Consider the following 25,386-nt stretch of genomic DNA (forward strand, 5'->3'; position numbering starts at 1 on the left):
TTATTTAGAGTGGGTTAAGAGCCGCTAACAAAACCTCTCTAATGAGCGCAGGCATATAATGCTGCACGCCAGCGATAACAGGGCTCGGTGAGTATCAAGCCTGCGCTCAAAACGGATACGCAGCTTGCCCATACCAGCCAACCAGGCATGGGTACGCTCCACCACCCAGCGATGCTGGCCAAGTCGTTCCTTGCTATCTACTCCTTTACGGGCGATTCGATCAGCGATCCCTCGCGTGCGCAGATGTCTGTGGCAGCGCTCTATGTCATACGCTTTGTCAGCGTGTAGCTTTTTAGGCCAACGCCTGGCTCTACTGGGTTTGCCTTCAGGGGTTGGTAAGGCATCAACCAGCGGCTCGAACATAATCGAGTCATGTCGATTAGCTCCGCTGACATAAAAGGCTAGCGGCACACCGTTAAGGTCGGTAATCAGGTGCCGCTTGCTGCCAAGCTTGCCTCGATCTGTAGGGTTTGGGCCGGTGCATAGGCCCCCCGGGGGCTGGATACGCTGGCAGCATCCACGCTGGCCCGGCTCAGATCCAAACAATCGGCGTCGCGCAGCTCTTCGAGCAAGACACGATGCAAGCGGTGCCAGACACCGCACGCTTGCCATTGCTTAAGACGCCTCCAGCAGGTCATACCGCTGCCATAGCCAAGCTCCTGGGGTAGATCTTCCCAGGGAATGCCGGTACGCAGGACAAATACGATGCCATTAAGGGCGAGCTCATCATCCAGACGAGGACGACCGCCTTTGGGTGAGAGTTTATGCTCCGGTAATAACGGCTTGATGCGCTTCCACAGCGCAGCCGTAATCTCTTTGCGATGTCTCATGCCTCTATCGTGGACATAGCCAAGCTTAGTTTCAAGGGGTTTTGTTAGCGGCTCTAAGTTAGTATTAGCTCACCCTTTAATTTTATATTTTCATTATTTTAATAGTTTAGAGGTGACATTCTATTTAATTAGAATTTTTGCGCGTATGGTTAATAAAAAGCAAGTCAGGAAGCAGTAATAGGCACAACGCCTATTTTATGGAGTCTGTACTATGCCATTGCAAAACCGTGTGAATCCGTGGGGAGACCTGCAGGCTGTGGACGCACGTGGCGTCTGGATGGGCAACCGGGGTCGGTTGCATGATGAAAGCAAGCGCATCACACGACAGTTCGAGATCAAACGCTGGATCAGCTGTGCGTTGTCCTTCAAGGGGTATAAGCGGGAACTGATGTCGCCAGACAGCTATACCGAGCTGTTCTTTATGGACGAGGCAACGGCTTACGCGGCAGGCCATCGGCCCTGTGCCGAGTGTCGTCGTGAGGCCTACAAACGCTTCAAGGCAACCTGGGCTACTTGCTTCCCTGAGCAGCAAAACCCTTCTGCAGAAACTATCGATCGCATGCTACATGCGTCCCGCTTAAACGCGGACGGCAGCAAACGCACATGGCGTGCCCTTGTAAATGATCTACCTGACGGCGCTTTGATTGAGATCGATGGGCAATGCCTGCTTCTCTGGCAAGGCCGCCAGTGGCAATGGTTCTTTACTGGCTACCAACCCGCCGCACAGCCATTACCCGCTGAAAGTGAGGTGACCGTATTAACACCCGAACCCATCGTAAAACTATTTGCGGCAGGATTGAGCAAGACCTTACAGGTTGCGGTATCCCATCCTGACGTGGCCTAGGTAGGCAGATGTTTGGCACTGTGCCGCTTAACGTGTGTGGCCTGCAAGCTGCACACATTTTAATCAAGGAAAATTAGGTATGACGGTAGTCGAAGACATTCAGGTGCCTGAAAACATGGCTGAATCACAGCATAAATGTCTCAGTTGAAGAGTATTCGATGGCCGGAAAGAGAGGGGCTGTGCGCGTCAATGCTGTCATTAAATATGGATTCATTTTAGTCGGCTTGCTAACACTCTTGGCTTTAACAAGCTGGCCTGCCGTAACCATTCACTACAGTGAGAATGCTAAAGCCCCGCTAGGCTACATTCTGAATATCGGGCACTCGATTTCTAAAGGCAGTTTGCTTCCTGGTGAAGAGATATCGGGCCCTGTTCCCTTATTTCCTGGCGAAGATTACTCCTTTCGTTTCGATTGGCATGTAGAGAGTCAGTGGAGCTGCTTTGTAGCTCCCTCATCCTGGCGGTCAGTAGATATTTATCTAGACGCTAATGGCCATATCGATACGCATAGGACGCTTAGTCAACATTACCAAAGATGCGATAATTAGAGCCCGATATGCCTGCAGCAAAGGTTACTTTAGCTGCCATTAACGATTTCTATTCAAGACAAGGATTGTCATGAAGCGCACGCGCCCTCTTTTATTTCTTACCGCTTTTCAGTTGCTTCCCTTGCTCATGCAATGGACTGTATCGAGCGTAATGTACAAGACATGCCTGAAGTTTTTTCCGCCTGCAAGACATGGCCAGCCTTTCCCGATTGGCAAATTGCTGCCAAGGCTACTTTTCAACAGGGGTCGGAGTTCACACCATCGTCCAAGGTAGGAGAGGGGCTTTATGACCTGGATATCGCTCTGCTGGATGCAAAGGTGAATACGCCGGTAGCAAAGACCTATGAAGCTGGGGCTATCGAATCTGACGCCGTGGCATTTGAAGACTTGGTAATTGACACGGCTCGCTATCAGCTGGCCTCTGATGTTCGAGCATTTGGTATAAGAATACTAAATAAACATCGCTCAGGTGTTACGCCGTTTGAAGAGGGCGTCCTCACGCTCTATACGAAAGAGGGTGCGAATCTACGGGCTATGTTGAGAGAGCTGGTGGTTTGTAAGTATAACGCCGAGCGATTCGATGACTGTGAGTCAACCCATTCGGAAACCAATCGAACGGTTGCTATTGGTAAAACGCAAAGTCATGGCTTCAATGACCTTGTTGTGACTACGGTAAATACCTTTAACCAAGGCGTTTTGGTTAAAGGCAAGTGCAAGCAGGAGCGCAGTACCGAACGTACCCAGGAGACGATCCATTACGACGGTCATAGGTACGTGGTGCCGGATACCTTACGTTAAAGGATGTATGGGCGATTATGCCTTTGCTTCAATGGCTATTGTGCGGGTAGCACGATGGGTTGAGCAGAGCCATACCTATCATTTCATTCTCAAAAGACACCCGTCGAGCTAGGCATTCCGCCAGGCTAAACCCTCTCCGGGCTGTCCTTCATACCGAACGCTTCGCCATCGCGTTCGGTCTACCGCTTTCCCGACCACCTCCAGTCGGGCTGTTCAAATAATGATCAATACGCCTAGGAGCAAGCATGCCTGCGAGTGCTTCACATCCCCGTCGCGCCTTTATTTGGGTGGCCTGTGCCTTTCTGATCACGATGATGGGCACCACACTGCCCACGCCGCTGTATGTGTTTTATCAACGGGAGATGGGCTTTGGCGAAACATGGGTGACGCTGATCTTTTCCATTTATGCCGCAGGTGTGATTGCAGCGCTGCTGATAGCAGGAAGCTGGTCGGATCAGCTGGGGCGGCGGCAGATGCTCTTGGTCGGCATTGCCCTGTCGGCCGTTAGCACGGTGATGTTTTTGTTCAGCCACAGTATCGGTGGGCTGATGCTGGCACGGCTGTTCTCCGGTTTTTCCGCCGGGATTTATACCGGTACGGCCACTGTGGCCGTCTTGGAGCTAGCGCCTGAGCCGTGGCGCAATGTCTCGACCCTGGTGGCTACGGCTTCCAACATGCTCGGGCTGGGGTTGGGCCCTCTGGTGGCAGGCATCCTATCGACGTATCTGCCCTATCCGACGCATCTGGTGTTCAGCCTGTACCTGATCTTATTGGTTGTTGCAGCAGTGGGTGTGCTGTTGGCACACGAGACGGTCCAGCGCCCGGCTAAGCCGAGGCTACGAATACAAAAGCCTCATCTGCCGCGGGAGGTGCGAGCCCTGTTTATCCCGGCTGCCCTCTCGGGGATGGCGGGTTTTAGCGTGGCGGGGCTGTTTACGGCCGTTGTGCCGGCCATTATGGGCCAAGTCATGGGACATACCCATGGCGTTACCATTGGCGCGGTTATCTGCCTGCTGTTTGTCTCATCCATCATCGGGCAGGCATTGCTGAAAAAGCTGCCCGCACACTTACACATGACGATTGGCTGCATTGCCCTATCACTGGGCACGGCCACTATTGGTATCAGCATTGCCACTGCACAGGTCGGGTTTCTGCTCTTGGGAACGGTAATCGCAGGAGCGGGCCAGGGCATCGTGTTTCGAGCCGGTATGAACGCCGTGACAGGTGCCAGCCCACGTGAACACAAGGCAGCTGTAACCTCAACGCTCTTTGTGACCTATTACGTGGCGATGTCGGTGCCGGTGATTGGCGTAGGGGTATCGGCGGAGGCATTCGGGCTACGGCAGACAGGGGAATTCTTTGCCGCCGTGGTGACGCTGGTGCCGCTTCTGGCGATGGTAATCATGTGGATCGTGCAGTCCCGCCAGCGCGAGACTGGCAGGGCGTAGGGGGAAACGGCCCAACCTCATGCGGTTGGGCCATGCCATGCAGCGTCAGTGGTCGTGGCGCTGCTGATAGGGGTAGAAGCGGTGCTCACGCAGCTCGTGTTCGATCTTCTCCAGGCTCTTACCACGGGTTTCAGGCACGAAGCGCCAGATGAAGACCAGAGCCAGCAACGAGATTCCGGCATAAACCCAGAACGTATGGGCAGCGCCCAGCCACGTTACCAGGCTCAGCGTAGTCAGCGTGACGACCAGATCGAAGAACCAGTGGCTGAAGGCCCCAACACTGGCGCCCTTGCCGCGCACGAACAGCGGGTAAACTTCCGAGTTGATCAGCCAGATGCATACACCGAAGCCGCCGCAGTTGAACATCAGGTAGGCCGCCAGACAACCCACGACCAGCCAGCGCTGCACGTCAGTGGTGGGGCCTGCACCCTGGAACAGGTAGCCCATGATGGCCAGCGCAATGATCGAGCCGGGGATTAGGATCAGCAGGTAGCGACGGCGGCCGATGCGGTCCACCAGGAGGCTGCCGATCACGGTCATGATCACCACCAGGATGGTGCTGCAGCCGGTGGCCAGAACCGCCGTCTTATCGGAAAAGCCTGCCTGGGTCAGAATGGTCGGTGCGTAGTAGACGAGTGCGTTATTGCCGGTGATCTGCGAAAACATGGAGATGCAGGCGCCCACGAGCAACGCAGGGCGAACCCAGGGCTGGAGCAGGTCCCGCCAGGTGCCTTCCGGTGCATCGCTCACCGTCTTGATCTCGGTCAGCTCCCGGCGGGCAGCCGCCTCATCACCACGGACGCGCTCCAGGACCGCCAGTGCGTCCTGCTCGCGTCCACGGGACAGGAGCCAGCGTGGACTTTCAGGCAGTACCGACATACCGGCGAGCAGGATCACGGCCGGAACCACGCCCAGCGCAAACATCCAGCGCCAGTGCTCGTCCAGCGCAAAGCCGGTGAAATAGGCGACGGTAATGCCGCTGACCACCATGAACTGGAACAGTACCACCAGCTTTCCGCGATGCTGCGGCGGGGCTACTTCGGCAATGTAGACCGGGATGATCTGCGTCGAGCTGCCGGCACTCAGGCCAAGCAGAAAGCGCGACAGGATCAGCAGCGTTACGTTGGGCGAGACGGCCGACAGGATCGACCCGAGCGCAAATACTATGCCCACCAGGATGATGGTTCGGCGCCGGCCGAGTCGATCGGAGATCGGGCCGGTACCCAGGCAGCCAAACAGCGCACCAAAGATGATGGCACCCGTGACGAGCTGCTTGAGGGTGTCATTTAGGGCGAACTCACGGCCAAGGCCGAGCAGGGCGACGCCAATGATGCCCGTGTCGTAACCGAAGAGAAGGCCACCCAGGGCGGCGATGATTGCGATGAGAAGGACGAGGCCTTTACGCGCCGGAGCGGCAGGGGCCGAGAGGGTGAGCGTGGGAGATTCCATGTGATGCTGCCTGCTTTTATTGTATCCAGACGCGCCTGCCAGAGCAGGCGAACCGCTAAAAGACTGCTCTGACGCCACAGGGTTCAGAAACAAATTGTCATCAAACGGGATTCGATCACCTTTTTGCGCAATCGTTTCAGCAAAAGCAGCTAGCGAAGCGGTATTGGCGATATCGATGGAATGAATCAGTACGCTTGATTGGATAAATGCGCGGCTATCCTTTACGTTCTGCGCCACGATTTCCAAACGGCCGTTGCGGCTCCAAACGCTTGTGCTGGCCTGACTTTTATTTAAAGGAACGCAGTATGAATATCCTTGAAACCATCAATGCACGTCGCGCCATCCGTCATTACGATGCTTCTCACCGGATGACCGATGACGAGCAGCGCCAACTGCTGAGTCATGTCCTGCTGGCGCCGACGTCGTTCAACCTGCAGCATGTGCGTCTGGTTGCAGTGACAGATCCGGCGCTGCGTCAGCAGATTCGTGCGGTAGGTTGGGATCAGGCCCAGATTACCGATTCCTCGTTGCTCGTCATCGTGTGTGCCGATGTTGCCAGCTGGGAAAAGAATGCCGCTCGTATCTGGAGCGAAGCTCCCCAGGCCGTGCAGGATTTCATGGTGCCCGCCATCGACGCGTACTATCGTGACAAGCCACAGACCCAGCGTGACGAGGCCATGCGCAGCACCGGCCTGGTGGCCCAGACGCTGATGCTCGCTGCCAAGGGCATGGGCTACGACAGCTGCCCTATGGTCGGCTTTGATTTCGAGGCCGTTGGCCAGCTGATCAATCTGCCGGACGACCATGTTGTCAGCCTGATGATTTCCATCGGCAAGGCCGCCGAGCCGGCGCATGCGCGCACTGGCAAGCTGCCCTACGACGAAGTGGTCATTCGCGACCGCTTCTAAGCTGTCCGTTGTCAGGTGCCTGGTCTTCGAGGTCAGGCGCCTGTGATGAGAGCCGCTGCGTTTAACCCATCCTGTGTATGAAAGTCGGATAGCCATCCGCCTCTTCAGCAAGACATCCTTCGCCACACCAACCGATGATCGGTTGCAACCTCCCGCTGCGATTACCGGACTAAGCTAAAACAGCATTCATCGGTATTTCCTGGGAGGGACTCAAGATGATTACCGGTATTCCTGCACACACCTGCCGCCTGGCCAACTACAGCACCCTGCTTGCTGCCAATGAGCTCTGGTGCGCGGATCAGGCTCCTCTTAATGACCTGGACGAAGCCGATGGCGAGCTGGAGGATCTCGATCCCGAGACTCGCAGCCTGCCGGTAGAAGATCGCAAGAAGTTAATGGACGAATGATTTACCGCCCCTCTGGCGTCCTGCCACGGGTGTCAATCGACTAACGGTCACGTTCTTCATGAGCTGTACGTGACCCTACAGTTGACCTCATAACCCCTCGCAACACACTATCCCGTCCTCCGGTGCGAAGCCTTCTCTTCGTATAGCCCATTAAAACTATAAGGACGTCCCCATGTATCTCTTTGCGCCTTGCCTGTTTGCTCCGTCCTGTATGACGCACGAGTAACCCGCCACCCCTGCGCCTGTTTCACACCTTCCCGTCTGCTTTCCCTCCTACCTGCAGTATGAGCATGCCGACGGGCGGATTTTTGAGCCACTTCTGACGGCTCGCCTCCTGTTATCAGTACCCAAGCCATGACCGCAATGACCCATGCAACCGACGCATCGCCCCCGGGGCGCTCCGATTCACAGGCCCGCAAGGCCGCCCTTGGCAGTTTTGTCGGGGCGGTTGTGGACTGGTACGACTTTCTGCTCTACGGCATCGTGGCGGCGCTGATTTTCAACAAGGAATTCTTTCCCAACGTAAGCCCGGCCATGGGGACATTGGCTGCTTTTGCCACGTTTGGCGTGGGCTTTCTGTTCCGTCCCCTGGGTGGTTTTATATTCGGTCACTACGGCGACAAACTTGGCCGCAAACGCATGCTGGTGCTGACGGTCATGCTCATGGGCATTTCGACCGCCCTGATTGGCCTGTTACCGACTTATGCGAGCATTGGCTGGTGGGCACCTGTGCTGTTGGTTATTTTGCGTGCCATCCAGGGGTTTGCCGTAGGCGGCGAGTGGGGCGGCGCGGCCCTGATGGCCGTGGAGAGTGCACCGCCGCTCCGGCGTGCCTTCTACAGTAGCGGCGTGCAGGTAGGCTTTGGCGTAGGGTTGATCCTGGCCACGGGCAGCGTATCGCTACTTGATCGTTTTTTGAGCGACGAAGCCTTTCACAGCTGGGGCTGGCGCCTGCCATTTCTGTTTAGCATCGTGCTTGTGCTGATTGCCTTATGGGTGCGCTCCAGCATGGAAGAATCCCGCGAGTTCGTGCGTGAAGTCAGACAGGCTCACAAGGCCGTCAAGCTACCCATCGTGGAAGCGCTACGTCGCCATCCACGCGCGTTCCTCCTGATCATCGCGTTGCGTATGGCCGAATTGTTCACCATGTACATCGTGACGACCTTTGCGCTCAGTTATTCGACTGCCAACCTGGGCCTTTCCCGCGAGCTGTTCCTGAATATCGGCCTGCTGGTGGGTGCCATCAGCTGCGTAACCATTCCCTGCTTCGCCTGGCTGGCGGACCGCTATGGGCTGCGCCGTATCTACCTGATCGGCGCCACGATTGGTGTGCTCTCGGCTGTGCCCTTCTTCCTGGCCCTGGAAGCGCGCTCGATTGGCTGGATCGTGTTCTTTGCCGTCATGCTTGCCAACATGGCTCATGACATGATCGTCAGCGTGCAACAGCCGCTGTTCACGGAAGCCTTTGGCACCGAGTATCGCTACAGCGGGGCCGGTGTCGGTTATCAGGTTGCCAGCGTGGTGGGCGGCGGCTTTACACCGTTCATTGCCGCCTCGCTGGTCAGTGTCAACAACGGGTCCTGGCATCTGGTCGCGGCGTATCTGGCCGGCGGCTGCCTCGTGTCCTTACTCGTAGCGGCACGGATGCGCCATCGGTAAGCGGTTGCAACCTATCCTAGGATGGCTGGACTAAACAAGAGAGTCCAGCCATGAGGATATTCCGATGCTGACGTACCCGAACCTTTCAGCGTTCGCGCCTTATCCGGCCGTTATAGGCCTCGTTTGTGCTGATCAGGCGCCTTTGAACGATCTTGACGAAGCCGATAGTGAGCTGGAAAGCGAACTCGATCCCGAGACCCGCCCGGAAGACCTGCCTGAAGAAGCGCGCGAAAACCTGGAAGAGCCAGCCAAGATTCCTGGCCCGATTCCGGACCCCGGCCCGCTGTAGGAAAACCTAACCGACAGCGAGGCTCAGTGTGGCCTCGTCCCGATGAAAATGCAGGAATGACCCTTTATAGGCTTCGCCGGTACTCAGTACACAGTCTGCTCGCGTACTCCGATACGAGTATTCCAGCTCCTCCATCTCACGGCAGAAGCTGGAACGCTGGCGGCGGTCCGGGTCGACAATGATGATGTCCACTTCATCTGCCGAGTGCCGGTCAATGAAGTCGGCCAGGATGGCAGGCTGGTCGCGCTCGTAGATCAGGTCACTGCCGATGATGAGATCGAACTGGCCCAGGTCCAGGTCGGTTCTGCCCCAATCTGCCGCCTGGTATTTGATCGGCCCCAGGTTGTTGAGCCGCAGATTCTCGTTCAGAAAGGTCGGGATCAACGGGTGGTAGTCACTCACCGTCATGTTGCCGCCCCGGCTATGCACCACAAGGCTGGCCAAGGCAAGACCTGCCCCCAACTCCAGGATACGTTTGCCCTTGAGATCAATGGTCTGCATGGCCGTAGCCAGTACATAGCTTGAAGGCCAGACCTGACCAAACAGCGGCCAGCTTTCGGGCGAGATGCCCAGCAGCTCCGCTTCGCCATTGGGGTCATAGTACTGCTGATGGTCTTTCAGGGACTGGATGTGAAAATCCACATCACCAACGGTGACGGTTTGATATTTGATTCGATAACCGGACATGCTGATCCATTAGGTTGGATGATGTTGGCGTCAAGACAGGGCTTGATCGAACAGGCACCACTCTGAAAGAGCAGCAGTACAGGACGAAGGGCTTGCCATTGAGGCGATAGCGGCGAACAGCCGACTTTAAAAAACGCAGGCAATAAAAAAGCCCCGCTAGGCGGGGCTTTTTGGATCAGGCGTCTTAGACGACTTGAACCTGATCAGCCTGCATGCCTTTCTGGCCCTTGACGGCCACGAAAGAAACGCGCTGACCTTCGCTCAGGCTCTTGAAGCCGGCGCTTTCGATCGAACGGTAATGAACGAACAGGTCAGGACCGCTCTCAGGCGTGATGAAGCCGAAACCTTTCTCATCGTTGAACCACTTGACGGTACCCGTTTGGCGAGTAGACATGATGTATCTCCAAGGTAAAAGTAAGACTGCGGCGCTGAACCGTTCAGGCCGAGACTGAGATGCGAAAGTAAAACGAGCCAAGGAGATGAAACGTGAAGCAGTACATCAAGCCAGGGTATCGAAGTGACAATTGCAGAGCAGTGACGTCACCATACGCGCTTTTGAGCCGTTGTATACCTTTATTTTCCAGCAAGCAGCGGCAGTAGGCACAATTCTCTTATTTATCAACGCTCTGCCTGTTTAATTATTTTTGTACTCCTCACCTTCTATTACCGGGCCCTCGTTCAGAGTTCAACCGTTACCTGTGTAATGCCATAGCCAAGCCGTTCTGCAAACTCTTCAAGAAAGGTGGGCTGAAAGACGGCTTTTGCCCAGCCGTTGAAAATAAAGCCCAGATTAGAAAAGCCACAGGGCTGCAGGAACAGGAACCCGTTGATGTCATCTTCGTGTCCACATTCGGGGCAGCGGAAATTGTCGGTATGGCCGGGCATCCAGTCTTCCAGGCTGTCGAACAGCGCCTCGCCGATCTCCCGGCGGCACTCAGGGCAACCCGCCTCTTCCTTGAATCCCTTGTCCGGTGTAAAGATGCAGCGGCGAGTGATGATTTCCAGTCCGTTGACAGGATGACCGAACGGCAGGCGTTCAGGGTATCTGACCACCCGTTCGGCGCCTGGAGCAATGCCATAGGCCATGCCCCGCGAGCCGCGGCCGCAGGTCGTTACCTGTTCCTGCACGATGTCCCTGCGTATCAGCCAGCGCAGCGCGCTCAATGCCTTGGCTTCATGGCCTGGCAGGGTGGAAATGGATGGAACGAGGATAAGCTGGTTATCGTACATACGTGCGGTCTGTGTAGGGGCTGGGAGGACGCGGCCTGAACAGGGTTACATTCACGTTCGGGTCTTAAAACAACAAACCGTTATTTTCGCTCAGATCGACCCGTTGTACAGGGAATGTTATGTATGCGCCGAGGCAGAGGGAGTTATGGCAGCTGGCAGAGCGAACATAAGCGACAGGCATAAAAAATCCGGAACCCCGCAGGATTCCGGATTGATCGGATTCGGCTGTATTTAGGCGTCTCTACAAAAGAGAGCCAAAGCCTACCAATAATACTTACTTACCGACAGTTTTGCCCAGGAACCAGGCGCGCTCTTCAGCTTGGTCGATCCACTCTTCCAGCAGGCTGGTGGTCGCCACATCGTTACCATCACTGGTCAGGGTGTGGGTAGTGCGCATGAACGCAGCCAGCGCCTGGTTATCGGCATGCAGCTCTTCCAGCATCTGCTCAGCGGTCAGGTCTTCAGCTTCGCTGCTGGCCAGACGCTTTTGCTGCACCATCTGCTCCAAGGAGCGAATGGTGGGCTGACCGATCTTGCGTGCACGTTCGGCCATGGGGTCAGTCATGGCGAACAATTGGGTTGCCTGCTCTTCCAGCAACAAGTGATAGTCGCGGAAGTGTGTACCATGCATGTGCCAGTGGTAATTCTTGGTCTTGATGTACAGGGCGAAGACATCCGACAACAGTACGCTCAGTGCCTTGCCAATTTCACCCTGTTGGGTCAGGGTAGCGTCCTGACCGGTGGACGCGCGGGCATTGATGCTTTCAACGGATTTCAGTTCTTGCTTGGCATTTGCAGTAGCCATATCTAGACCTCTCTGTTGAATATCGAAAAAGACCGTTAGGGATAAACGGTCATACAAAACCGATATTCAATTGACCCCAGAAACCCTCAATTTGCTCATGGCTTTTTTCCATCAGGCTGATTACCGGTCGTTTTGGCCTTGAAGTGTGAACAAAGCGGCAAGCCTGAAAATAGGGGTGAACGTTCCCTGCAAGGGGTAGGTCAAGGGGCGCGCTTTAGGTGTGTGAATCGATGGGAAAGGCCAAAGGCCAGGGCGCTTGCGTTGGCGCCTTATGGGTATCGCTTCGCTCAACCCATCGCGCTTAACCTTTCTCATCGTTCCACAAGCAAACCTACCGCTTGAGCATAGCCCGCATCGCGGCCAGCGCATCATTGCCCCGTGCCGCCTTGACCTCTACCGGCGCATCCTCCTGGCCCTCCCACTCCAGATCCTCCGGTGGCAGCTCATCCAGGAAGCGACTTGGCGTGCAATCGATCACCTCGCCGTACTGCTTGCGCTTGGCGGCAAAGGTGAAGGCCAGCGTCTGGCGAGCGCGGGTAATGCCCACATAGGCCAGACGGCGCTCTTCCTCCACGCTGTCCGTCTCGATGCTGGAGCGGTGCGGAAGGATTTCCTCTTCCATGCCCATGATGAACACGTAGGGAAACTCCAGACCCTTGGAGGCGTGCAGCGTCATCATCTGCACACCATCGGCGCCTTCCTCTTCCTCCTGCTGGCGTTCAAGCATGTCCCGCAGGACGAGCTTGGCAATGGCCTCTTCAATGGTCATGTCGCCGTCTTCGTCCTTTTCGAGCGTGTTCTTCAGCGCGTCGATCAGGAACCAGACGTTGCCCATGCGGAATTCGGCCACCTTATCGCTGGAGGCGTTCTGACGAATCCAGTTCTCGTAGTCGATGTCCATGACCATGCTGCGTAGCGCCATGATCGGGTCATTCTGGGCGCACTGCTGGCGCACGCCATCGATAAAGCGCTTGAAGCGGGCAAGGCGCTCGGTGTAGCGCGCGTCCAGGTGCTCGGACAGCCCCATCTCGTCGGCTGCGGCATACATGGAAATCTGCCGCTGCGTGGCGTAGTTGCCGAGCTTTTCAAGCGTTGTCGAGCCGATCTCGCGGCGCGGTACATTGATCACGCGCAAAAAGGCGTTGTCATCGTCCGGGTTTACCAGCAGGCGGAAATAGGACATCAGGTCCTTTACCTCCTGACGGGAGAAGAAGCTCGTGCCGCCCGACAGCCGATACGGAATCTGATGGTGCTGGAGCTTGAGCTCCATCAGCTTGGCTTGGTGGTTGCCCCGGTAAAGGATGGCAAAGTCCGAGTATGGGCGTTGCGTCTTCAGGTGCAGGGTAAGGATTTCCAGCGCGATGCGCTCGGCCTCGGCATCCTCGTTGCGGCAGCGGATCACGCGGATCGGATCGCCATGACCCATCTCGCTCCACAGCTGCTTTTCGAATACGTGCGGGTTGTTAGCGATCAGGATATTTGCGCACTTGAGAATACGGCTGGTGGAGCGATAGTTCTGCTCCAGCATCACGACCTTGAGCGAAGGAAAGTCATCCTTGAGCTGCATGAGGTTTTCCGGCCGTGCCCCACGCCACGCATAAATGGACTGGTCATCATCGCCCACCACAGTGAACTGCGCGCGATCCTGCACCAGGAGCTTGACCAGCAGGTACTGGCTCGCGTTGGTGTCCTGGTATTCGTCCACCAGCATGTAACGGATGCGGTTGCGCCACTTTTCCAGCACGTCTGGGTTGTCCTGGAAGAGCTTGACCGGCAGCAGGATCAGGTCGTCAAAGTCTACAGCGTTATAGGCCTTGAGCGTGCGCTGATAATGCAGGTACACCACGGCGGCCGTCTGCTCCTTGGGCGTACGGGCCTTGGCCAGCGCTTCCTCAGGCAGCACGAGGTCATTCTTCCAGTTGCCGATGTAGTTCTTGATCTCATCGGCGCCGTCGTCTCCGGAATACTCCTTCTGCATGATGTCCGTGAGCAGCGCCTTGATGTCGCCCTCATCGAAGATGGAGAAGCCCGGCTTGTACCCCAGCTTGGCGTACTCCTTGCGGATAATGTTCAGGCCCAGGTTGTGGAAGGTCGACACGGTCAGACCCTTGCCTTCCCCGCCACGCAACAGGCTGCTGACCCGCTCCTTCATCTCCCGCGCGGCCTTGTTGGTAAAGGTCACGGCACAAATGTACTGGGCGCGGATACCGCACTGCTGGATCAGGTAGGCAATCTTACGGGTGATCACGCTGGTCTTGCCGGAACCGGCACCGGCCAGCACCAGGAGCGGCCCGCTGATGTAATTTACGGCTTCCTGTTGACGAGGATTCAATCGGGACATGGAGACATCGAGGGCTGGTGGAACAGGCGGCGCATTCTACCAGCGGTGATGGCACGATAGGGCACCGGTTGGCTGACGGTAGTCATATAGCGCCGCAGCCTGGATCGGAGCACCTGACCCGTAGGCAAGGCGATACCCATCAAGGGGGAAGGCATCCGGCACGGCCGTACCAAGCGCCTCCTTCCAATCACGCCTGCACTCTATCAAGGTGCGGGTGCTATGAACCTCAGCCTTTTCGGATATCCCACCAGGTCTGGATTCAATACGGGACTTTCCAGAAACACCGCCATGCTTGTTCCTACCACCTGCGCGGATTTCACCAGCAGTTCCTGCCCATCCCCCAGGCGAACAATTGCGCCGGGCTTGAAGCCCTTGCGGTTCATGGTAGTAACGGGAATGGAAAAACCGGCTGCCTTTCGATACACGCCCTTGAGCCAGTCCTCGTTCGTAAGGTTATTGATACGCGTGCTGAACTCTTCCTGCGGCACGACCTTGGGCGGGACGGGATCGCCGCCATTGAGCCCAACCGTCAGCCGACGCGGATAACCTACAGCGCTGCCATCCAGCAGCGGACCCTCTACCCATACGGCCATGTTCTTGTCGCCGACCTGCACCTGCTTGACCGCCACAATCGCGCCCGTTGCCAGGAGCACCTTTGCTCCAGGCTTGAACGCATTCTGGTTGGTCTGCGTGGCCGGAATCGAAAAGCCGGCGGCCTTGCGATAGACCCCGTTCTGCCAGTCCTCATTGGTGAAGTCATTGATGGAGCTGGTAACAGAGGTATTTACCTGGCTGACGGCTATCGGCGTAGCGGTAGACGGCTCGGCAGCCAGCGCCGCATGGCTCCCCAAGGCTAAGGTCGCGAAGGCCAGCGCGTTCAGTAAGGGGCGGGAAAGGAGAGTAGGTAGTCTCATATTGTTTTAGGGTATGAGTGACGGAGCCCCTTTGAGTGCAAAAATGTGAAATAAATCGCTCTTGGCAAAAAAATAATGGCCGTTTGCCAACGATGGGTAAACCAAGGTGTCGGCCATCTTTTAGGCACCGGCTCTTTTCAACAGGGCTGCTAATCGGTACACCGGATCAACCCGACTTCAACCTGGAGCGCCCACCCATGTTCTCTGGCTTTCAAAAAGCTCAGTGCCATGTCAACGGTGTTGATATTGCCTACCGGATCGGAGGCAGTGGGCCGGGATTGCTCCTGCTGCATGGGCATCCGCAAACGCATATTATCTGGCGCAAGGTAGCGCCTACGCTGGCTGAGCGATTCACCGTTGTGGCGGCGGACCTGCGTGGTTATGGCGATAGCGGCAAGCCGCCTGCTGACCCCCAGCATCTGACCTATGCCAAGCGCACCCTGGCGCAAGACAATATCGAGCTCATGCAAACGTTGGGCTTCGACACATTTGATCTGCTCGCCCATGACCGCGGCGCCCGAGTGGCTCACCGTCTGGCGATGGATCACCCCGCCGCGGTACGGCAAATGATCCTGCTCGACATCGCCCCTACGCTGGCTATGTACAACCAGACCGACGAAGCCTTTGCTCGCGCCTATTGGCACTGGTTTTTCCTGATCCGCCCGGCGCCGTTGCCAGAAACTCTTATCGACGCCGACCCGGATCTCTACCTGCGCAGCGTTATGGGCACTCGCAGCGCAGGCCTTGCACCGTTCATGGATGGCGCGTTTGAAGAGTATCTGCGCTGCCTCAAATTGCACGGCACGGCCAGAGGCATCTGCGAAGACTACCGGGCCAGCGCCACGATCGATCTTGAGCACGACCGCGCCGATCGCGCCGCCAATCGAATGCTGACCATGCCCACCCTTGCACTCTGGGGCGCTGACGGCATCGTAGGCAAATGCTTCGACCCGCTCGCAGAATGGAACAAGGTAGCAGCTAATGTGCAGGGCAAGGCGCTACCCGGTGGGCATTACTTGCCGGAAGAAGTGCCGGAAGCGCTATTGGGTGAGGTGATAGCGTTTTTGTAGACATGAATAAAAAGGAGGGTGGGGTGTCGGCTCACTCGTCAGGCTGACTGTTTAAGTTTGCATACCTGCAACGCCTCGAATGATTCGGGACGTTGTCGTTTCCGGCCTTTATCTCGCAATTCGTGGCAGGCGGGATGCCGACGTAAGGTCAGGAATTGCCGCAAAGGCGCTACGGTCTAGTCATGACAGCTTTTTACGCTGTCCCTCGCTTGATGTTTTTCCCCTCGTATTCCAAGGACCGTTATGCACGAACAACAGCTCTTGTTCGCCTTTGCCGGTATCGGCGTTATTGCCCTGATGTGCCAGTGGCTGGCCTGGCGGCTGCGCTTGCCGGCGATTCTGTTTCTGCTGGTCTGCGGCATCCTGGCGGGTCCGGTCACGGGCTGGCTCGATCCGCAGGCGCTGCTGGGACCCCTCCTGTTTCCTGTCGTCTCGATGGCGGTGGCGCTGATCCTGTTCGAAGGCAGCCTTACGTTGCACCTATCCGAATGGCGGGAGATTGGCAGTGTGGTACACCGACTGGTTACGGCCGGAGCGCTGGTGACGTGGGCCGTCATTACCATTGCCACCCACTATCTGCTCGACTTTCCTTGGGATCTGGCGCTGCTGTTTGGCAGCATGACGCTGGTAACCGGTCCGACGGTGATCGTGCCGATGCTGAGGGTGGTGCGCCCCCGGGCGTCGGTGGCCAATATCCTGCGCTGGGAGGGTATTGTCATCGACCCTATTGGCGCGCTGCTGGCGGTGGTGGTGTATAGCTTTGTGGTCGCCCGGGATGCCGGTAGCGGGGTCAGTCAGAGCCTGACGACGTTTGCCGCAGTGATTGTATGCGGCTGTGTGTTCGGCCTGGCCGGAGGCTGGCTGCTGGGGCAGGTACTGAAGCGGCAGTGGTTGCCGGATTACCTGTACAACCTGGCGAGCCTGGCAGCGGTGTTGGGCGTCTTCATCGTATCCAATCACTTTGTGCATGAGTCGGGTCTCCTGGCGGTTACGCTGATGGGCATGTGCCTGGCGAACATGAAGGATGTCGATGTACGGGAGATCCTGCATTTCAAGGAGAACCTGAGCGTCCTGCTCATTTCCGGGCTGTTCATTCTCCTGGCGGCGCGGCTGGACCTGAATGCCTTGCTGGCGCTAGGACCTGCGGTACTCGTCCTGCTGCTGGTGATCCTGTTCGTGGCGCGACCGCTGAACGTGCTGGTCTCGACCTGGGGGTCGACGCTGTCCTGGCGCGAGCGGGTGCTGCTGGGCTGGATTGCGCCGCGTGGCATCGTGGCGGCCGCCGTCTCGGCAATCTTTGCGATTCGCCTGACCAGCGAAGGGAATGATGATGCCGCCTTACTGGTGCCGCTCACCTTTGCAGTCATCATCGGCACGGTGGTGCTGCAAAGCGCAACGGCCCGTCCGCTTGCTCGTCTGCTCAAGGTGGCCGAACCCGCGCCGACCGGCTTTCTCATCATCGGTGCCAACCCAGTAGGTCGCGCCTTGGGCAAAGCCCTGCAACAGCTGGGCGTGCGCGTCATGTTGACCGATTCGAACTGGGACAACATCAGTAGCGCGCGCATGGATGAGCTGCCCACTTACTTTGGCAATCCGGCGTCTCAGCACGCCGAGGCGCACATGGATCTGGTAGGGATCGGCCGTCTGCTTGGCGTATCTCCCGCGGGCGAACTGAACACCCTCGCCAGCATGCGGTTTCGCCATGAGTTCGGTGCCAACGAGCTGTACACCGTGTACAGCGGCAAGGACAGCCAGCGAAGCGACAAGCACCGCGCGAGTGAAGAGCACCGTGGTCAGGCGCTTGGCAGTCCGGCCCTTACTTATCCACAGCTGGCCGGGCGACTGGCGCGAGGAGACGAGATCCGAACCACGCGGCTAACGGACGGTTTTGGCTGGGCTGACTATCAGGCGCTGCATGAAGGCAAGGCGCTGGTACTGTTCGCCCGCGATCCGCAGGACAAGATCCGTGTTGTCACACCGGACAGCAGCTGGCAGCCCCAGGCCGGCTGGACGGTGGTGGCGCTGATCGAGCCAACGGAGGATGACGTCGCCCGTGAGCCGGCAGCCAACGTCGCGCCTACGCTGCCGGGCTGATCACGCCCGGCGTAGCCCTTATGATGATGGCATTCTTCTACGCCCGGCCGCTGAATAGGGCCGTGCCTCATCTTTCTGGAGTCCCTTCATGACCACAACCACCCGCCGCCCCGTTCCTCTCCCCAAGGCCTATCGGCTGCTTAACCATGGGCCGACGGTGCTGGTCAGTGCGGCACACAAAGGTAAGCGCAACATCATGGCGGCGGCCTGGGCGATGGCGATCGATTTCGAGCCGCCCAAGGTGGCGGTTGTCCTGGATAAGTCCACCTGGACGCGGGAGCTGCTGGAGCAGTCCGGCACCTTTGTGCTGAACGTGCCGGTGGTGACGCAGGCGGACATCGCCCAGACCGTGGGAACCACGTCGGGCCGCGAGCTGGATCGGGGCGGAAAGGATAAGTTTGCGCTGTATGGGCTGGAGACCTTTACCGGTGAGCAGGTCGAAGCACCGCTGCTGGAGGGCTGCGTGGCGTGGCTGGAGTGCCGCCTGCTGCCGGAGCCGGACAATGAACAACAGTATGATTTGTTCCTGGGTGAAGTGATTGCTGCACAGGCCGACGAGCGCGTCTTCAAGGAGGGGCACTGGTCATTTGAGGGGCACGATGAGCTGCGCACGCTGCACCATATTGCGGGCGGACACTTTCTGGTAATTGGCGATTCGGTGGTGGGAACGCCGCTGTCCCCTAAACAGGAATAGCCCCGCATTTACCGGCCCGGCAGCCTGCCGGGTCAGCCTTGATGCCTGCACTTCGGCATCCGTTTTTGACTCCATCTACTGCATTACGGCAGAGTACGCGCCTTTTTGGGTAGGCTTGCACTCCGCTGGAGGATGGTAATGAATGCAGTAGTCGCGGCCGTAGGACTCATGTTGGTCCTCAGCCTGTGCCGCGTAAACGTGGTGATCGCCATGGTCGCCAGTGCGCTCGTCGGCGGGATGCTGGGCGGGTTGGGAATGGATGGCACGCTCAAGGCCTTCAATACGGGGCTGGGTTCAGGTGCCACGGTGGCGTTGTCCTACGCCATGTTGGGGGCCTTTGCGGTCGCCATCAGCAAATCCGGGCTGGCACATGCGCTGGCGAGCAAGGTGCTCGTCATGGTCGGTCGCAGCGAGAACAAGGGCGGCGGCATGGTGAAGTGGATCCTGATGGCCATGATCCTGGCGGTTTCCATCTCGTCGCAAAACATCCTGCCGATTCACATTGCCTTTATTCCGTTGCTGATTCCGCCGCTCCTGTATGTGTTGACACGTCTGCAGATCGACCGTCGGCTGATTGCCTGTGTGATGACGTTTGGTCTGGTGACGCCCTACATGTTTCTGCCGGTGGGGTTTGGCACCATCTTCCTGAACGACATTCTGCTGGCCAATGTGGCAAAGGCAGGCGTGGATATCAGTGGTATCAGCATCACGCACGCGATGGCCATTCCGGCGCTGGGGATGGTGTGTGGGCTGGCAATCGCCTCTTTCAGCTATCGCCGCAAGCGTGTCTATGATCTGGCGCGGCTGGAGCAGGCCGAGCATGTCGAGGCGAGCTACAACCCCAAGAGTCTGCTGATGGCGGGTGTGGCGGTTGCGGTCGCCTTTAGCGTACAGCTGTGGTTGGACTCCATGATCATCGGTGCACTGGCCGGTTTTCTGGTGTTCTCGGCCTCAGGCGTCGTGCGGTGGAAGGAGTCGGATGACCTCTTTACCGAAGGCATGAAGATGATGGCGGCTATCGGCTTTATCATGATTACCGCCCAGGGCTTTGCCGAGGTAATGACCGCAACAGGACAGGTGAAGAGCCTGGTGGATGCGTCTGCGGACTGGATTGGCCATAGCAAGGCGGTAGGGGCATTTCTGATGCTGCTGGTAGGCCTTCTGGTCACCATGGGGATTGGTTCGTCATTCTCGACGGTCCCGATTATTGCCGCGATCTTTGTGCCGCTTAGCGTGCAGCTGGGCTTTAGCCCGCTGGCTATCGTGACCCTGATCGGAACCGCGGGCGCCTTGGGTGACGCGGGCTCGCCGGCGTCTGACTCCACCCTTGGCCCAACCGCCGGTCTCAACGTGGACGGTCAGCACAACCACATCTGGGATACCGTGGTGCCCACCTTCCTGCATTACAACCTGCCGCTGATGGTATTCGGCTGGGTTGCCGCGATGGTGTTGTAAGCCTCGCTGCATATAAAAAAGCCGCCCATTCGAGGCGGCTTTTTTGTGGGTTAAGAATGTAGGGCGTAGCGTTTGTTGATGGGTTGAACAACGCGATACCCATCATTCTCACATCCTGCCCCTTACTCAACGCGGTGTCCCAAACACCTGCGTCCAGTAGATGACCTCGCTGCTCTTGGGATTGACGGCATAAGCCGTACCCATCTGGGTGTAGTCCGGGTTCATGATGTTGCTGCAATGGCCAGGGCTGGCCAGCCAGCCGGAGACAACCTGCTTGGGTGAGCCGGGGCCACCGGCAATGTTCTCGCCGATCCGTCGCCATTGATAACCCTGTTGCTGGGCGCGCTTGTCCACCTGACTGCCATCCTTGCCGGCATGGCTGAAGTAATCAAGCGAGGCCATCTCGCGGCTGTGAGCGAGGGCGGCGTTGGCCAGCTTGGCGTCCCAGGTGAGCGGCTTGGCACTCTTGAAGGACTGACTCCCGCAGCGGCGCGGCTTGGCGCGCGCCTCGTTGACCAGCCTGAGGACTTCCTTACCGGCAGACTGCCAGTCGCCGATATTGCCCGACAACACCGGCTGGGCCAGGACGATTTGCCAGCGATTACCCGAACGCGAGACGCCAACCTCAGCGTAATGTGAGTCCAAGAGCGCTTTGCAATAACTCTGGGTCAACACCTGCATGGCAGCTTCCGCCCCGGCCGGTGCCGAAATAGCCATGGCTTGCACCTGGGCTGCCTGATAACCCGCCCCGCGCAAGACCTCACGCAGCTGCATGCCCTGTGAAAGACGCACCTGGGCCAGTTTTTCGTTGGCGGCCAGTGGGCCAGCAGGAGCCGTACGCTGCCCGTTACAGCGTTGTGGCGCAGCACGGTACTGGTTGATCAGGCTGATGAGCTGACTGCTGTCGCTGGCCTGCGCAAAAGGCATCATGGACAGGTTTGCCAGCAGCGCGGCCCCCATCACGGTGGATAAACGAAGCGTGGAGCAGGACGAAGTAGGCATGATAGTCATTGGCAGAACGGCAACCGATAGAAACAGTGGCTGCTCCAGGCTGGAACAGTCATCACCGCGCAGGCATGACGATACGTCAATTTGCCTGTATGGCATCTGAAAAAAGCGATTTTCGTTTAGCCAATCACTGGAGTGTCATGGATTGACTCATGCCTTCCTATAAACGGTAGGGTGCCAGAAGTCCTTCAGGATCAAGTGAAGCGGTCCGGCCCAGCCCTGTTTACGCAGGTGGTGAGCGATCAGCACGTTCATGATCCCATGGCCCATCAACAGAACCGAGCCATGTTCCTGGGCGAGGGCGATCAGCTTGTCGGCGGCCTGCTTGGCCCGTCGGTTGGACGCAAAGATGGACTCAGTGTGAGTGGATAAGCCTAGAAACCAGGCTGACCGCAGCATCAAACGCCACATTTTTACGGGGAGTTTGGGCCAAGGGAGATCGAACCCAGGCAGGTGTGCCTCAGCAAAGGTTTTATCGCATGTATAAGGACGCTCACCGGCCAGATGATTGAGCGATTGCATGCAGCGTGACAAGGAGCTGCAAACCAACACACCGGCACTGCTCGCCAGCTCGACGAGATCGGCTGGAAGCTTATGGCAGAGTACATCGGCCTTCTGGTAGCCCTCGACCCACTCCATCATCTCTCGGGGTGATAGCCATTTCGTGCCGGAGTGATCGGGTTTGCCATGGCGTACAAGGGTGATTTGCATGAAGTCTCCGCTCCCGCGGGTGAGTCCGTTCAAAGGCAGGCGATACCTGTGAAGCGATATGACGGCTGCGCTCGCGTTTTATTCCGTAGGGGATAAAAAATAGCTGCCCTGAGTGTCGTCGAGTCATGAAATTGAGCATCAGCACCGGAATGCTCAAAAGTTTTCTGACCGGTCAGAGTGGATTGCGTTTGAGTATGTCTTGGGTTACGCATTCGAACTTATTTCGCTCCTGAATGGACATGCAAGTTCGATCGATTCCAGGAAAGTTTTTGAAATATTCCGCTGCTTCAAACGAGTCCGGTCTAACGCTTAACTACATATTTATTTGCATGTAAAAGTACATGTTAATGAGCATAAAAACGAAACGGTTACCGCTCCGCTATAAAGCAGAATAGATGCCGCCTTGATAAGTATTGCCTCATTTTGGTGCCAGTCACCTAAAACCTAAAAACACTTATAAATCAGCCGCTTCGCTTGTTCTGAGTGGTAGCTGAACAGCTCCTGTACCGCTCGTCTGCACCTGATCGAGACGGTTAAAAAGCAGGAACTCCCTTCAATAACAACCCTCAGAAATTACGAACGCTGACGGAAAACGGTTAGCGAAAACACAAGGCATGACGTCCCAATCCATTAGGAGAAAGACAATGGCAAACAGTAACTCAGGCAACTTTGCAAACGATCGTGAAAAAGCATCTGAAGCTGGAAAGAAAGGTGGTCAGAACAGCGGCGGCAACTTCGCCAATGACCGCGAAAAAGCTTCCGAAGCGGGTCGCAAAGGTGGTCAGAACAGCCACGGCGGTGGTCGTAGCTAATTCCTGAGCCGAACAGGTTTTTACAGTCCGTCCCAATCCGAAAGAAAAGAGGAGCAAGACCATGACTCAGAATAGCAATCCAGGCAACTTTGCAAACGATCGTGAAAAAGCGTCCGAAGCCGGCAAGAAAGGCGGACAGAACAGCGGCGGTAACTTCGCCAATGATCGCGAAAAAGCATCCGAAGCAGGTAAGAAAGGCGGTCAGAATAGCCACGGCGGCGGCCGTAGCTAAGTGACCCCAGACAGGCGAAGTCTTGTGCTTCGTTCACCTAGCTGAACTGACACGTTGTATTTCAGTCCAGTCCCAATCCGTATATGAGGAGAAAGACAATGGCAAATAACAACCCAGGCAATTTCGCAAACGATCGTGAGAAAGCATCTGAAGCGGGTCGTAAAGGCGGTCACAACAGTGGCGGTAACTTCGCCAATGACCGTGAAAAGGCTTCCGAGGCTGGCCGCAAAGGCGGCCAGAATAGCCACGGCGGTGGCCGTAGCTAAGCAGTATCAGGGGCAGTGGCGTCAAGCCATTGCCCCATTTCTTCATCCGTCCTGTTCTTGGCCGGATTCAGTTTCTACTTTATACAGCCAGTCATGAGCATCCGTACGGCAGCTCTGTATGGCATACCGTCTGCCTCCTGATTTCGTACACCCCACTCTGTTTTCAAGGCGCTGTTACCAAGCGACTTTAAACAGAATTTAAGCCGTTTCGAGTTATCCACATGCCTTTTATTTAATGCACATGGTCTTCGCCATCAGCGTGCTTGTGTATAACTCGGGGTTGGTGAGTGGATGGAGTAATCTTTTCCACAGGCTGATTTTCCTGAGCTTCACGCTCATCCTGTGGATAGCTCAGCGTTCCGTGTGCATGATGATCCAGTTGTCCACCGCTGTGAGAATGCCCTTCGCTGGAAGCGACTAATACATGATACTGCTGGGCATCCAAGGTTGGCAGTTTTTGCAGGAACGCGACAAGTCCCCAGATATAGTCGTCGCTCATGCTTTTGCCCCAAGCCGGCATACCGGTGGCCTTGACGCCATGCTTGATAATCCAGAACGCCTCTGCCGGATCGGTGATTCCCTGCTGGCTGAGGTTGGGAGGAGGCGGATAAAGGCCTTTGCTCAGCTCCGTCTCATTGATTCCGGGTGCAAGATGGCAGGCGGCACACATCGCATCGTAATTACCCGCGCCGCTGCGAATCAGTGCCTTGCTTTCCAGGTTGGGGACCGTAATCCGTTCGGATCGCACTTCAATGGAGCGATCACGCAACATGACGATCAAGCGGTGTACCGGCTCTACGTGAGGCGTATCCGCTCCTATGTTGATCACACCTGAATAGACTGCCACTGCAATGAGCGCCAGAACGGCAAGCGTCAGCAGCAGGGCAGCCTTCAGGAAGGTCATGGGTTAGAACCACATACGAACACCGGCTACCAGCCGGGCATCGTGAGTGTCTTCGCCTTCTTCTCGGGCATAGGATGCCGTCTGACCATGGGTGTTGTTCCATGACACGCCAACATAGGGCGCAAACTGCGGGGTGATTTCGTAGCGCAAGCGCAGACCGAACTCGGTTTCGGAAATACCGGACCCCGTGCCACGGGCCTCATCGTTCTTGCCGTAGAAGTTGAGCTCGGTATGCGGCTGCAAGATGAGATTGTTGGTCAGCATCATGTCGTACTCGGCCTCTATGCGCAGACCGGTCTGGCTGCCTTCGCCAAGGAAGGCCGTTATTTCCAGATCCAGATCCTTGATGGCTTCGCCCTGGATACCAAACGCTGCCCATGTTTGAGGCGAACCGGGTTTGAAATCCTGCCGGACACCGGCCACCGTTTCCCACCAGGGCGTGATGGCATGTCCCCAGAGTGCCTGAATTTCGGCTTCTTCGGTATGACCGTTGGTACGCTGGCCTTCGGAGCGGAAGTTAAATCGGTTTACATCGCCACCAATCCAACCTTCGGCCTGCCAGTTAAGCGTGCTGCCCTCCTTGGCGTCCTGCCACTCCAATTGGTCGAAGAGCAGGTAGCTGTGGATGGCGCTGTCATGCACGGCATGGCCGGCGAGGGGAGGAAAGGCCGCCTCGCGCATGGCCGCGGTGACAGGCGGGATGGGTGTACGGCTCTGGGATGTGGCCGTGCTGTCTGGAGTAGGGCTGCCGTGCGCCATGCCGTCATGATTCATCGAGTGGGGGTCCATGGAGCCGTGCGACATCCGGCTATGATCCATCTGCCCATGATCCATGCCACCATGCGCGTGTTGCACCTGGGTCGGATTTCCCGTGGCGCCAGCCTGAGAAGCCGGATCTGCCGCCTGGGCAACAGAGATGCTGCCCAGTACCAGCGCAAACGTACAGGCCGACAGGCGGGTCGATAATGTGCTCACAGGCCTCT

The 25,386-nt window shown here is 57.1% G+C and carries 25 protein-coding genes and 1 pseudogene; 14 read left to right on the forward strand and 12 right to left on the reverse strand.

The features are described from left to right. Positions 1-24 precede the first annotated feature (24 nt). A protein-coding gene (locus tag PLU01S_RS01180; protein ID WP_139208658.1) for an IS5 family transposase occupies positions 25-830 on the reverse strand; the annotation gives its coding sequence in 2 pieces (ribosomal slippage) (positions 25-500 and positions 500-830; 807 coding nt in all). Positions 831-1,041: 211 nt separating this feature from the next. Between PLU01S_RS01180 and PLU01S_RS01185 the strand changes: the two genes are divergently transcribed. From PLU01S_RS01185 to PLU01S_RS01195, 3 genes are all read left to right on the forward strand, one after another. Then, complete coding sequence (locus PLU01S_RS01185) at positions 1,042-1,674, forward strand: hypothetical protein (protein ID WP_074821193.1); 633 nt, start codon at positions 1,042-1,044, stop codon at positions 1,672-1,674. 710 nt (positions 1,675-2,384) lie between these two features. Further along, a complete protein-coding gene (locus tag PLU01S_RS01190; protein WP_139208659.1) occupies positions 2,385-3,020 on the forward strand; it encodes a PA3715 family protein in 636 nt (211 codons plus the stop codon). 245 nt (positions 3,021-3,265) lie between these two features. After that, positions 3,266-4,468, forward strand: coding sequence for an MFS transporter (locus PLU01S_RS01195; protein WP_074821199.1), 1,203 nt, complete (start codon positions 3,266-3,268; stop codon positions 4,466-4,468). A gap of 45 nt (positions 4,469-4,513) precedes the next feature. Here PLU01S_RS01195 and PLU01S_RS01200 read toward each other — a convergent pair whose 3' ends face one another. Beyond that, positions 4,514-6,154, reverse strand: coding sequence for a sugar porter family MFS transporter (locus PLU01S_RS01200; protein ID WP_233432101.1), 1,641 nt, complete (start codon positions 6,152-6,154; stop codon positions 4,514-4,516). A 68-nt stretch (positions 6,155-6,222) separates the two neighbouring features. Between PLU01S_RS01200 and PLU01S_RS01205 the strand changes: the two genes are divergently transcribed. The 4 genes from PLU01S_RS01205 to PLU01S_RS01220 all read left to right on the forward strand — a co-directional run bounded on the left by PLU01S_RS01205 (position 6,223) and on the right by PLU01S_RS01220 (position 9,180). After that, positions 6,223-6,825 carry a nitroreductase family protein gene (locus PLU01S_RS01205; RefSeq protein ID WP_074821201.1) on the forward strand — a complete coding sequence of 201 codons (603 nt, stop codon included), beginning with the start codon at positions 6,223-6,225 and terminating at the stop codon, positions 6,823-6,825. Between the two features lie 215 nt (positions 6,826-7,040). After that, positions 7,041-7,232 carry a hypothetical protein gene (locus PLU01S_RS01210; protein WP_010796474.1) on the forward strand — a complete coding sequence of 64 codons (192 nt, stop codon included), beginning with the start codon at positions 7,041-7,043 and terminating at the stop codon, positions 7,230-7,232. Positions 7,233-7,586: 354 nt separating this feature from the next. Beyond that, on the forward strand, positions 7,587-8,891 hold the full coding sequence (gene shiA / locus PLU01S_RS01215; protein WP_074821203.1) for a shikimate transporter: 1,305 nt from the start codon (positions 7,587-7,589) through the stop codon (positions 8,889-8,891). Between the two features lie 64 nt (positions 8,892-8,955). Next, a complete protein-coding gene (locus tag PLU01S_RS01220; protein ID WP_074821206.1) occupies positions 8,956-9,180 on the forward strand; it encodes a hypothetical protein in 225 nt (74 codons plus the stop codon). Between the two features lie 6 nt (positions 9,181-9,186). Here PLU01S_RS01220 and PLU01S_RS01225 read toward each other — a convergent pair whose 3' ends face one another. From PLU01S_RS01225 to PLU01S_RS01250, 6 genes are all read right to left on the reverse strand, one after another. Continuing rightward, positions 9,187-9,867: a class I SAM-dependent methyltransferase gene (locus tag PLU01S_RS01225; protein ID WP_074821209.1), complete on the reverse strand. Its 681-nt coding sequence runs from the start codon at positions 9,865-9,867 to the stop codon at positions 9,187-9,189. Between the two features lie 184 nt (positions 9,868-10,051). Then, entirely contained in the window at positions 10,052-10,261 is a 210-nt protein-coding gene (locus PLU01S_RS01230; RefSeq protein WP_010796478.1) for a cold-shock protein, read from the reverse strand. 284 nt (positions 10,262-10,545) lie between these two features. Then, positions 10,546-11,097: a sugar ABC transporter ATPase gene (locus PLU01S_RS01235; RefSeq protein ID WP_074821212.1), complete on the reverse strand. Its 552-nt coding sequence runs from the start codon at positions 11,095-11,097 to the stop codon at positions 10,546-10,548. Positions 11,098-11,371: 274 nt separating this feature from the next. After that, a complete protein-coding gene (locus tag PLU01S_RS01240) occupies positions 11,372-11,902 on the reverse strand; it encodes a Dps family protein (protein ID WP_074821215.1) in 531 nt (176 codons plus the stop codon). 331 nt (positions 11,903-12,233) lie between these two features. Beyond that, positions 12,234-14,243, reverse strand: a complete 2,010-nt coding sequence (gene rep / locus PLU01S_RS01245; RefSeq protein WP_074821216.1) for a DNA helicase Rep — start codon at positions 14,241-14,243, stop codon at positions 12,234-12,236. Between the two features lie 203 nt (positions 14,244-14,446). After that, on the reverse strand, positions 14,447-15,157 hold the full coding sequence (locus PLU01S_RS01250) for a hypothetical protein (protein ID WP_074821219.1): 711 nt from the start codon (positions 15,155-15,157) through the stop codon (positions 14,447-14,449). Positions 15,158-15,354: 197 nt separating this feature from the next. On the opposite strand from PLU01S_RS01250, the gene PLU01S_RS01255 reads away from it, so the two are divergent. The 4 genes from PLU01S_RS01255 to PLU01S_RS01270 all read left to right on the forward strand — a co-directional run bounded on the left by PLU01S_RS01255 (position 15,355) and on the right by PLU01S_RS01270 (position 20,470). Then, positions 15,355-16,227: an alpha/beta fold hydrolase gene (locus PLU01S_RS01255; protein ID WP_074821222.1), complete on the forward strand. Its 873-nt coding sequence runs from the start codon at positions 15,355-15,357 to the stop codon at positions 16,225-16,227. Positions 16,228-16,470: 243 nt separating this feature from the next. Next, a complete protein-coding gene (locus PLU01S_RS01260; protein ID WP_074821224.1) occupies positions 16,471-18,321 on the forward strand; it encodes a cation:proton antiporter in 1,851 nt (616 codons plus the stop codon). A gap of 88 nt (positions 18,322-18,409) precedes the next feature. Further along, positions 18,410-19,015 (forward strand): flavin reductase family protein, encoded by a 606-nt coding sequence (locus tag PLU01S_RS01265; protein ID WP_074821226.1) that lies wholly within the window; start codon positions 18,410-18,412, stop codon positions 19,013-19,015. A gap of 138 nt (positions 19,016-19,153) precedes the next feature. Continuing rightward, positions 19,154-20,470, forward strand: coding sequence for a Na+/H+ antiporter family protein (locus tag PLU01S_RS01270; RefSeq protein WP_074821229.1), 1,317 nt, complete (start codon positions 19,154-19,156; stop codon positions 20,468-20,470). 126 nt (positions 20,471-20,596) lie between these two features. Here the strand turns inward: PLU01S_RS01270 and PLU01S_RS01275 are convergent, their stop codons facing one another. Both PLU01S_RS01275 and PLU01S_RS01280 read right to left on the reverse strand, forming a co-directional pair. Next, positions 20,597-21,472, reverse strand: coding sequence for a CAP domain-containing protein (locus PLU01S_RS01275; RefSeq protein ID WP_037030654.1), 876 nt, complete (start codon positions 21,470-21,472; stop codon positions 20,597-20,599). Positions 21,473-21,628: 156 nt separating this feature from the next. Beyond that, a complete protein-coding gene (locus PLU01S_RS01280) occupies positions 21,629-22,189 on the reverse strand; it encodes a histidine phosphatase family protein (protein ID WP_074821233.1) in 561 nt (186 codons plus the stop codon). A gap of 644 nt (positions 22,190-22,833) precedes the next feature. On the opposite strand from PLU01S_RS01280, the gene PLU01S_RS01285 reads away from it, so the two are divergent. The 3 genes and pseudogenes from PLU01S_RS01285 to PLU01S_RS01295 form a co-directional block, all read left to right on the forward strand. Next, positions 22,834-23,001, forward strand: a complete 168-nt coding sequence (locus PLU01S_RS01285; protein WP_073450083.1) for a con-10 family general stress protein — start codon at positions 22,834-22,836, stop codon at positions 22,999-23,001. Positions 23,002-23,062: 61 nt separating this feature from the next. After that, on the forward strand, positions 23,063-23,233 hold the full coding sequence (locus PLU01S_RS01290; RefSeq protein WP_010796500.1) for a con-10 family general stress protein: 171 nt from the start codon (positions 23,063-23,065) through the stop codon (positions 23,231-23,233). A gap of 116 nt (positions 23,234-23,349) precedes the next feature. Next, positions 23,350-23,499, forward strand: a pseudogene (locus tag PLU01S_RS01295) (con-10 family general stress protein); the annotation flags it as partial. Between the two features lie 232 nt (positions 23,500-23,731). Here PLU01S_RS01295 and PLU01S_RS25305 read toward each other — a convergent pair. Together PLU01S_RS25305 and PLU01S_RS25310 are read right to left on the reverse strand one after the other, a co-directional pair. Then, complete coding sequence (locus tag PLU01S_RS25305) at positions 23,732-24,403, reverse strand: c-type cytochrome (RefSeq protein WP_074821236.1); 672 nt, start codon at positions 24,401-24,403, stop codon at positions 23,732-23,734. Between the two features lie 3 nt (positions 24,404-24,406). Beyond that, on the reverse strand, positions 24,407-25,378 hold the full coding sequence (locus PLU01S_RS25310; RefSeq protein ID WP_010796503.1) for a copper resistance protein B: 972 nt from the start codon (positions 25,376-25,378) through the stop codon (positions 24,407-24,409). Between the last annotated feature and the right edge of the window lie 8 nt (positions 25,379-25,386).

Origin of the sequence: Pseudomonas luteola NBRC 103146 (genome assembly GCF_002091675.1) — a bacterium.
In the GTDB taxonomy this organism is placed as follows: domain Bacteria; phylum Pseudomonadota; class Gammaproteobacteria; order Pseudomonadales; family Pseudomonadaceae; genus Chryseomonas; species Chryseomonas luteola.

Bases quoted from the DNA above. Each gene is read 5' to 3' on its own strand.
- PLU01S_RS01185 (WP_074821193.1), top strand. From the start codon at position 1,042: ATGCCATTGCAAAACCGTGTGAATCCGTGGGGAGACCTGCAGGCTGTG.
- PLU01S_RS01190 (WP_139208659.1), top strand. From the start codon at position 2,385: ATGCCTGAAGTTTTTTCCGCCTGCAAGACATGGCCAGCCTTTCCCGAT.
- PLU01S_RS01195 (WP_074821199.1), top strand. From the start codon at position 3,266: ATGCCTGCGAGTGCTTCACATCCCCGTCGCGCCTTTATTTGGGTGGCC.
- PLU01S_RS01205 (WP_074821201.1), top strand. From the start codon at position 6,223: ATGAATATCCTTGAAACCATCAATGCACGTCGCGCCATCCGTCATTAC.
- PLU01S_RS01210 (WP_010796474.1), top strand. From the start codon at position 7,041: ATGATTACCGGTATTCCTGCACACACCTGCCGCCTGGCCAACTACAGC.
- shiA (WP_074821203.1), top strand. From the start codon at position 7,587: ATGACCGCAATGACCCATGCAACCGACGCATCGCCCCCGGGGCGCTCC.
- PLU01S_RS01220 (WP_074821206.1), top strand. From the start codon at position 8,956: ATGCTGACGTACCCGAACCTTTCAGCGTTCGCGCCTTATCCGGCCGTT.
- PLU01S_RS01225 (WP_074821209.1), bottom strand. From the start codon at position 9,867: ATGTCCGGTTATCGAATCAAATATCAAACCGTCACCGTTGGTGATGTG.
- PLU01S_RS01230 (WP_010796478.1), bottom strand. From the start codon at position 10,261: ATGTCTACTCGCCAAACGGGTACCGTCAAGTGGTTCAACGATGAGAAA.
- PLU01S_RS01235 (WP_074821212.1), bottom strand. From the start codon at position 11,097: ATGTACGATAACCAGCTTATCCTCGTTCCATCCATTTCCACCCTGCCA.
- PLU01S_RS01240 (WP_074821215.1), bottom strand. From the start codon at position 11,902: ATGGCTACTGCAAATGCCAAGCAAGAACTGAAATCCGTTGAAAGCATC.
- rep (WP_074821216.1), bottom strand. From the start codon at position 14,243: ATGTCCCGATTGAATCCTCGTCAACAGGAAGCCGTAAATTACATCAGC.
- PLU01S_RS01250 (WP_074821219.1), bottom strand. From the start codon at position 15,157: ATGAGACTACCTACTCTCCTTTCCCGCCCCTTACTGAACGCGCTGGCC.
- PLU01S_RS01255 (WP_074821222.1), top strand. From the start codon at position 15,355: ATGTTCTCTGGCTTTCAAAAAGCTCAGTGCCATGTCAACGGTGTTGAT.
- PLU01S_RS01260 (WP_074821224.1), top strand. From the start codon at position 16,471: ATGCACGAACAACAGCTCTTGTTCGCCTTTGCCGGTATCGGCGTTATT.
- PLU01S_RS01265 (WP_074821226.1), top strand. From the start codon at position 18,410: ATGACCACAACCACCCGCCGCCCCGTTCCTCTCCCCAAGGCCTATCGG.
- PLU01S_RS01270 (WP_074821229.1), top strand. From the start codon at position 19,154: ATGAATGCAGTAGTCGCGGCCGTAGGACTCATGTTGGTCCTCAGCCTG.
- PLU01S_RS01275 (WP_037030654.1), bottom strand. From the start codon at position 21,472: ATGCCTACTTCGTCCTGCTCCACGCTTCGTTTATCCACCGTGATGGGG.
- PLU01S_RS01280 (WP_074821233.1), bottom strand. From the start codon at position 22,189: ATGCAAATCACCCTTGTACGCCATGGCAAACCCGATCACTCCGGCACG.
- PLU01S_RS01285 (WP_073450083.1), top strand. From the start codon at position 22,834: ATGGCAAACAGTAACTCAGGCAACTTTGCAAACGATCGTGAAAAAGCA.
- PLU01S_RS01290 (WP_010796500.1), top strand. From the start codon at position 23,063: ATGACTCAGAATAGCAATCCAGGCAACTTTGCAAACGATCGTGAAAAA.
- PLU01S_RS25305 (WP_074821236.1), bottom strand. From the start codon at position 24,403: ATGACCTTCCTGAAGGCTGCCCTGCTGCTGACGCTTGCCGTTCTGGCG.